A 6,427-nucleotide genomic window follows, 5' to 3' on the forward strand; every position below is an offset into this window, starting at 1 on the left:
GGGCGCCGGCCTTCGGAGATCTCCGGAAGGCCGGCGCCCCGCAACACCTCCCCGCTTGCTCAGCAGGAGCAGATGCCGCCGTTATTGGTACCTGCGACACCGTTGGCGCCGGCGAGGCCGCCGGTGCCGTTGACGTTGGCGATGGTGTTCGTGCCGAGGCCGCCGTTGACGGTGCCGGTGTTGCCGGCCCCACCCGCGCCGGCCGCGCCACCGAGGCCGCCGAAGCCACCCGGACCGGCGCACCCGGTGCCGCCGTTGCCGCCGCCACCGCCGTTGCCGCCCTTGCCGCCGGTGGTGGTGATGCCGTCGTTGCCCGCTTCGCCGTTGATGTTGCCGGAGTTGCCGACCCCACCGGCACCGCCGGCGCCACCGACGCCACCAGCGCCACCGGGCTGGGCGGCGGTCATGCCGTTGCCACCCTTGCCCGCGGCCGCGCCGTTGCCGCCGAGGCCGCCGTTGGTCTTGATGATGTCGTTGCCAGGGCCGCCGTTGATGGTCCCGGAGTTGCCGATACCGCCCGCGCCGCCCGCGCCGGCCACGCCACCGGCGCCGCCACCGTGACCGCAGCCACCGATGCCGCCCGTGCCACCGGCGCCGCCCGCACCGCCGGTGGTGGTGACGGTGTCGATGCCGGTGTCACCGGCACCCCCGTTGACGGTCCCGGAGTTGCCGACCCCGCCCGCGCCACCGGCGCCGCCGATACCTCCGGCACCGGCTCCGCCCGCGACGCCTCCGCTGTTGCCGCCGAGTCCACCCAGGCCGCCGTTGCCGCCCTTGCCACCGGTGGTGGTGATGGTGTCGGCGCCCGCCTCGCCGATGATCGTCCCGGCGCTGGCCGTGCCGCCGACGCCACCCACTCCGCCGTTGCCACCCGCGCCACCGGCGCCGCTGGCGAGTCCGAGGCCGCCCGCCCCGCCGTTGCCACCGTTGCCACCAGGACCGCCCTTGACGGTGATCATGTCGGTGCCCGCTCCACCGTCGATGGTCCCGCCGCTGCCGACACCGGCGCCGCCGCTGCTCCCGACTCCCCCGTTGCCGCCGGCGCTACCGGCCGGCGTGCCCACAGTGCCAGGAGCTCCTGGTGCGCCGTTGCCGCCGTTCACGCCGGTGGTGCCGGTGACGTTGATCGTGTCGTTGCCGGCCAGGGCGTTGATGGTGCCGTTGACCGGTCCGCCAGTGATGGTGATGACGTTGGCGTTGGCGCTGCCGGTGAGGACTTCACCAGCCGGGATCCCTGCGGTGCAGGTGATGTTCTCGCCTGCCCGGGTGCAGCCGACCGGGTCGGCGTGGGCCATGGCGGGCGCCACCAGGGCGAACCCGGCGGCGGTGCCTAGGCCGATCAGGGCACGGCAAACCCGGCCCGTTGTGCTGCTGCGCGCTGTTGATCTCATGTTCTGCCTCCACCCGTGGGGTGGGTCCGGGCCGATATGCCGCGGACCCGCGGGGGTGGTGTGGTGACCGGGGTCTGGGGCCACTGCCCGGTGTCGCTGAGCGAGAGCACCGGAGCCAACCAACACCCTCGGCGGTCCAGCCTCCGCCCCGGTGAGCGAGATGAAAAGACACAACACGGCCACTCACCCGCCTGCGGAAAGATTCCCCTAAATGCGAACGGGGAATTCGCCGAAATGAGCGGCGTCACGCGGCGGTGACGCCAGCCAGAACACGATACATACATACAAGTCACCACGAACAAGGAGAATGAGATGCGAAATCGAAACCTGTGCGCCCTTGCCTTCGCCGGGGCACTGGCCGCGAGCGGATTCATCGGGGTCGGCACCGCTTCCGCCGCCGTCAACTGCACGATCGGACCGGGAGTGACGCAGACCGACACGACCGTGACCGGCTCCGGCGGCAACGACACCATCGATTGCACAAGCGCCAACCCCGCTAAAACGATCCTCGGCAACGGCGGCAACGACACCATCACCGGCACGGTCTACCACGACACCATCAGCGGTGGTGACGGCGACGACACCCTCACCGGCGGCGTCGGCGACGACTCGCTCTACGGCGACCTCGGCATCGACACGCTCAACGGCTCCGCGGGCAACGACACCCTGAGCGGGCCGGGCACCGACGTCGCCCAGGACACGCTCAACGGCGGTGACAACACCGATTCCTGTGGCCCCGTTGGCGTGCCCCCGGACCTCCGCAGCAGCTGCGAGTCGTAACACGTCGGGCATCCCCGGATGTCCTGTTCGCCAGAAGCACTATAAACATATTGATGGCCCGGACCCCACCAGGGGATCGGGCCATTTCGGCGTGCGCCACGACGATTTGTGCCGTGCCGTACCGTGGTAATCGAAGAATTCAGCCGGAAGCGAGCCGCAGTGAGAGGACCTCCGTGTTCACCTCCTCAACTCTCCACCAGGCAACACCGGCCCGCACCCCATGACGCTGCTGGGCGCACGCGGGTCCGGGGTGCGGGTCGGGCTCCTCGGTGGGTTCGAGCTGCGATCCGGTGGCGAGGTCCTGCCTCTGCCCGGTGGAGCCGAGCGCCTGCTCGCGTTCGTGGCCACGCGCTCCCAGGTGGTCGGGCGGCTGGTCGTGGCCGGTTCCCTGTGGCCCGCCTCGTCGGAGGGACATGCCTACGCGGCCCTGCGCTCGGCCCTGAGCCGCATGGACCGGGTCAGCCGCAGGACACTGTGCACCACCCCGGGCAGCCTGGAGCTCACCCGGGGCGTCGCGGTCGATCTGCACGACGCCCAAGCGCTGGCCCACCGGCTGCTCCGTGCGGGCCCACCCGAGGCGATCGACCTCAGCGCCGCCGCGATCGCCACCCTCTCCCTGGAACTCCTGCCGCTCTGGTACGACGAATGGGTTCTGCTGGAGGCCGAGGACTGGCGCCAGCTCCGCCTGCACGCCCTGGAGGCCGTGGTCGACGGCCTGGTCCAGGCAAGCCGGTTCGGCGACGCCACGGCGGCGGCCGTCGCGGTGATCAGGGCTGATCCACTCCGGGAAAGCGCCCAGGCCGCCCTCATCCGGGTGCACCTCGCCGAGGGCAACCAGTCCGAGGCGGTCCGCGCCTTCGACCGGTTCAGCCGCCTCCTTCAAGCCGACCTGGGCCTGCTGCCCACACCTCGGTTACGGGAACTGGTGCCCCAGCGCGCGAGTTGGCCGAGGCGGCGGGGCAACGCGGGTCCGGTCGCGAACCCCGGTCAGGCGCGGCGACCCGCGTCCAGATAGGTGCGGGCGATCGCGTGCACCGCCGCGTCGCGGTTCGCCGGCCGATCCCAGTTGCTGTCGATCAGGTTGGCCGAAGACCTGGGCGAGGCGGTCACGGTGGGCGCGCCGGTGCGCCGCATCGAGCAGCACCGTGACGGCGCACGGGTGAGCACGGACGGGCAAACCTGGCACGCCGGGCAGGTCGTGGTGACGGTGCCGCCGCACCTGGCAGGCCGCATCGACTTCGACCCGCTGCTCCCGGCCCAACAGGCGGCCCTGTTCTCCCGCATGGCCTTGGCGGGCCGGACCGCGCACGAGCGACGTGACGCGGTCCTCCGCGGCTTCGCCAAGGTCGTCGGCCCCAGGCGCTGGAGCCGGTCGACTACTTCGAGCAGGACTGGACGCGGGAGGCGTGGACCCTCGGCGGTCCGATCTTGGTGCTCGCGCCCGGTGTCCTCACCGAACTCGGCGCCTGGCGGGACCTGCCGCACGGACGCGTGCACTGGGCAGGCGCGGAGCACGCCGACTACTGGAACGGATTCACGGACGGCGCGGTGCGCTCCGGCAAGGACGCCGCCGCCGCGATCACCGCTGTTGGCGGCAACTGATGAGCGAGCACAGGGTCACCCTCCGGCGCACCCTCGCCGCCCCGGTCGAGGACGTCTGGTCCGTCATCGACAACACCGCCCGCTGCGCCCCAGCGCGTCGCCGCCGATCCACAGCACCTGTGCGGCGGTCGCGTCGAGGTCCTTGCTGACGTCCCGCTGACCGAGCTGGTACCCGCGCCGAACGGGTGAGGTCTGCTGGACGGCGCCATCGGTCCACTGTGGAGCGACGCGGCTACCGCGGCCCGCGCGGAACGGTGATCGGCGGTTGGATCCGCTCGGACGGGGTACGCGACGGCCATGACCTCCGACCACGCGCGCACGGTCAGCGGGCGGGATCTGCGCCGCCTGCTCGACTCGGATCTGCCGGACGCCGTCCTCGTCCTCGTGTCCGGCCGCCTTGAGGTGGTGGCCGGCGATGACCAGCGGGCCACCGGACTCGAGGTGATCTCGCGAGCCGAGTTCCGACGCCAGGCCGGTCCCGGCGATCTCACCGACACCGAACTCGACCAGCACGCGGTGAAGCTAGCCGCCGCGGTGGACAACCTCGGCGGCTAGGCACACCATGGATGGCCGGCGGGAGAGCAATTCGGCGCGAAACCGTTGGTAGCGCTCACCGCGCCACACGGCGGCGAAGGGTTCCGCCGAGACCAACCAATAGTCCTCTATGGACAGTGGTGCGCAGCATGCCGCCGCGGCATCCCGCAGCGGCCCGGCCTTCTCCTGGCTGCCCCTACCCTGCACCCGTGACCGCTTCGCGGGGCACCGGTCCGGCGTGGGCGTGCCGTCCGGGGCGCCGCGCCGCGTGCCGCTGCCCGGGGCCGGGGCCGTGGCGGGCCGCCAGCAGGTCGGCCACCACACCGGTGGCGAAGGCGTACACGGCCTTGTGCAGCAGGTCCACCGCCAGTTCCGGGCGCGGCCAGGTCTGCGGCGGCGCGCCCACCCCGGTCGCGTTCTCCAGGATCTGGTCGTTGCTCAACCGCACCACGGTGAACATCCCCGAGGCCACCGGGCCGCGCATCCCCGCATTGGCCATCAGCGACCGGACCACACCGGCCACCGCGGCCTGCCCGAAGTGCATCCCCAGGTTCACCACCCGCCGGCTGGCGGAATGTTCCGGCAGACCGAGCAACCGCACCAGCACCCGCCCCGGCACGTGGGAGTCCGGGCGGCCGGTGAACCGCTGTTCGATCTTCTCCCCGATCGTCATCACCGCGGCCCCGGCCAGACCGGCCAGCAGTCCCTGCCACATCGCACGTCGCATCATGCTGCCGGACTACCCAGGCCATCCCGGCATACTCGCCCAGCCTCGCCATTCCCCGGCAAGCGGTCAGTCCGGCGGTTCGCTCACGGCTGCCTCCTCGTTGACGTCCTGTGTGGCCGGTGTCTCCCGCTCGACCGTCGGTGGCTCCACGTCCAGGTCTTCCAGGCGCGGTGTGCCTGGCGAGTGCGGGGCGTCCGGGGTGCGGGGTGCGCTGCCTGCCTCGGTCATGCGAGGCGGTTACCCCGTGGTCCCTGGGTCAAGCCGTGATCGGCCGGCTGTCAGCCGGGAGTTCCTCCCGGTATGCGAGTCACCGCCTGACAACTGGGTACGCCTCGCCAATGACAACAACCTTGCCTTTCGACGCCCCGGACGGGCCCCTCGACGGCCGTCAGCTACAGAAACTGGCCCGCCTCGTCGCCGAGCACCCGGAGTTGTGGGAGGGCGAGCTACGGCAGACCACGGAGGAACGCACCTATGTCGAGGTGTTCACCAACGAGCACCTGGGCATCTGGGCCATCTCCTGGATGGACGAGGTGCACGACACCGGCTACCACGACCACCACACCTCCGCCGGCGGCGTGCACGTCGCCCGCGGGACCATCCGTCACGAGCACCTGCGGCTCGGTCACCGCCCGGTCGGGCAGGCCGTGCCCGCGGGCGAGGGGTACTGCTTCGACGAGACCGTCATCCACCGTATGCGCCCCGAACCGGGTGCCGGACCGACGGTGACCATCCACGCCTACTCCCCGCCGCTGACCCGCACCGGTCAGTACGGCGAGGGCTCCGACGAGTTGCTGCACCGGGTGCCCGCCCCGGCCGAGGAACAGTTGCGCCCCAAGGGCAAGCAGGGCACACCCAGCACCCGGTGAACCCCGTTCAACCAGCGCGGAGGACCTCATGTCCCAGGACAACAACGGTCATCGCGACACCGAGGACGTCATCGACCTGTTGCAGCGCCAGCACCAGGAGATCCGCGGACTGTTCGCGGAACTGGAGACCGCCGGCGCGGAGCGGCGAGGTGACCTCTTCCGCGATCTGGTGCGGCTGCTGGCCGTGCACGAGACCGCGGAGGAGGAAGTCGTCCACCCCGAGGTCAAGCGACTGGAGAACGGGGAACCGGTGGTGGCGGCGCGGATCGGCGAGGAGCACCGCGCCAAACAGCTGCTGTCCACATTGGACGAGATAGGACCGGACGCCGAAGTGTTCGACACGCTGCTCCGCCAGCTGCGCGATGACGTGCTGGCGCATGCCGAACACGAGGAACGGGACGAGTGCCCCGTCAGGTCAAGATCGGTGATGCGGCCGCCTTCGCCGGAACGACCCCGCGCGCCATCCGCCACTACCACCAGATCGGTCTGCTTCCCGAGCCCGAGCGCGGCGGGGACGGCCGCCG

Annotated in this window: 10 protein-coding genes and 1 pseudogene; 7 read left to right on the top strand and 4 right to left on the bottom strand. The window is 71.5% G+C overall.

Annotated elements, in window-relative coordinates; genetic code table 11:
- Positions 1-59 precede the first annotated feature (59 nt).
- Positions 60-1,391, bottom strand: a complete 1,332-nt coding sequence (locus tag ACWDY5_RS37065; protein WP_449726799.1) for a hypothetical protein — start codon at positions 1,389-1,391, stop codon at positions 60-62.
- A 312-nt stretch (positions 1,392-1,703) separates the two neighbouring features.
- Here ACWDY5_RS37065 and ACWDY5_RS37070 point away from each other — a divergent pair, with 312 nt between their 5' ends.
- Positions 1,704-2,171 (top strand): calcium-binding protein, encoded by a 468-nt coding sequence (locus ACWDY5_RS37070; RefSeq protein WP_449726800.1) that lies wholly within the window; start codon positions 1,704-1,706, stop codon positions 2,169-2,171.
- Positions 2,172-2,391: 220 nt separating this feature from the next.
- Complete coding sequence (locus ACWDY5_RS37075) at positions 2,392-3,186, top strand: AfsR/SARP family transcriptional regulator (RefSeq protein WP_449726801.1); 795 nt, start codon at positions 2,392-2,394, stop codon at positions 3,184-3,186.
- Here the strand turns inward: ACWDY5_RS37075 and ACWDY5_RS37080 are convergent.
- Positions 3,159-3,305: a hypothetical protein gene (locus ACWDY5_RS37080; RefSeq protein ID WP_449726808.1), complete on the bottom strand. Its 147-nt coding sequence runs from the start codon at positions 3,303-3,305 to the stop codon at positions 3,159-3,161. The two genes, ACWDY5_RS37075 and ACWDY5_RS37080, sit on opposite strands and share 28 nt — an antisense overlap.
- On the opposite strand from ACWDY5_RS37080, the pseudogene ACWDY5_RS37085 reads away from it, so the two are divergent.
- From ACWDY5_RS37085 to ACWDY5_RS37095, 3 genes and pseudogenes are all read left to right on the top strand, one after another.
- Positions 3,295-3,381 (top strand): annotated as a pseudogene (locus tag ACWDY5_RS37085) (hypothetical protein); the annotation flags it as partial. The gene ACWDY5_RS37080 and the pseudogene ACWDY5_RS37085 sit on opposite strands and share 11 nt — an antisense overlap.
- Before the next feature lie 152 nt (positions 3,382-3,533).
- Entirely contained in the window at positions 3,534-3,773 is a 240-nt protein-coding gene (locus tag ACWDY5_RS37090; protein WP_449726807.1) for an FAD-dependent oxidoreductase, read from the top strand.
- Between the two features lie 297 nt (positions 3,774-4,070).
- On the top strand, positions 4,071-4,328 hold the full coding sequence (locus tag ACWDY5_RS37095; RefSeq protein ID WP_449726802.1) for a hypothetical protein: 258 nt from the start codon (positions 4,071-4,073) through the stop codon (positions 4,326-4,328).
- Between the two features lie 175 nt (positions 4,329-4,503).
- Here ACWDY5_RS37095 and ACWDY5_RS37100 read toward each other — a convergent pair whose 3' ends face one another.
- Complete coding sequence (locus ACWDY5_RS37100) at positions 4,504-5,037, bottom strand: hypothetical protein (RefSeq protein ID WP_449726803.1); 534 nt, start codon at positions 5,035-5,037, stop codon at positions 4,504-4,506.
- A gap of 63 nt (positions 5,038-5,100) precedes the next feature.
- A complete protein-coding gene (locus tag ACWDY5_RS37105; RefSeq protein WP_449726804.1) occupies positions 5,101-5,262 on the bottom strand; it encodes a hypothetical protein in 162 nt (53 codons plus the stop codon).
- Positions 5,263-5,372: 110 nt separating this feature from the next.
- Between ACWDY5_RS37105 and ACWDY5_RS37110 the strand changes: the two genes are divergently transcribed.
- Both ACWDY5_RS37110 and ACWDY5_RS37115 read left to right on the top strand, forming a co-directional pair.
- On the top strand, positions 5,373-5,903 hold the full coding sequence (locus ACWDY5_RS37110) for a hypothetical protein (protein WP_449726805.1): 531 nt from the start codon (positions 5,373-5,375) through the stop codon (positions 5,901-5,903).
- Between the two features lie 28 nt (positions 5,904-5,931).
- Positions 5,932-6,427 (top strand): hemerythrin domain-containing protein (locus ACWDY5_RS37115; protein ID WP_449726806.1); only part of this gene is annotated, 496 nt, incomplete at its 3' end.

Source organism: Crossiella sp. NPDC003009, from assembly GCF_053591555.1.

Excerpts from the sequence above, each read along its gene's own strand:
- ACWDY5_RS37065 (WP_449726799.1), bottom strand. The coding sequence starts at position 1,391 with ATGAGATCAACAGCGCGCAGCAGCACAACGGGCCGGGTTTGCCGTGCC.
- ACWDY5_RS37070 (WP_449726800.1), top strand. The coding sequence starts at position 1,704 with ATGCGAAATCGAAACCTGTGCGCCCTTGCCTTCGCCGGGGCACTGGCC.
- ACWDY5_RS37075 (WP_449726801.1), top strand. The coding sequence starts at position 2,392 with ATGACGCTGCTGGGCGCACGCGGGTCCGGGGTGCGGGTCGGGCTCCTC.
- ACWDY5_RS37080 (WP_449726808.1), bottom strand. The coding sequence starts at position 3,305 with ATGCGGCGCACCGGCGCGCCCACCGTGACCGCCTCGCCCAGGTCTTCG.
- ACWDY5_RS37095 (WP_449726802.1), top strand. The coding sequence starts at position 4,071 with ATGACCTCCGACCACGCGCGCACGGTCAGCGGGCGGGATCTGCGCCGC.
- ACWDY5_RS37100 (WP_449726803.1), bottom strand. The coding sequence starts at position 5,037 with ATGATGCGACGTGCGATGTGGCAGGGACTGCTGGCCGGTCTGGCCGGG.
- ACWDY5_RS37105 (WP_449726804.1), bottom strand. The coding sequence starts at position 5,262 with ATGACCGAGGCAGGCAGCGCACCCCGCACCCCGGACGCCCCGCACTCG.
- ACWDY5_RS37110 (WP_449726805.1), top strand. The coding sequence starts at position 5,373 with ATGACAACAACCTTGCCTTTCGACGCCCCGGACGGGCCCCTCGACGGC.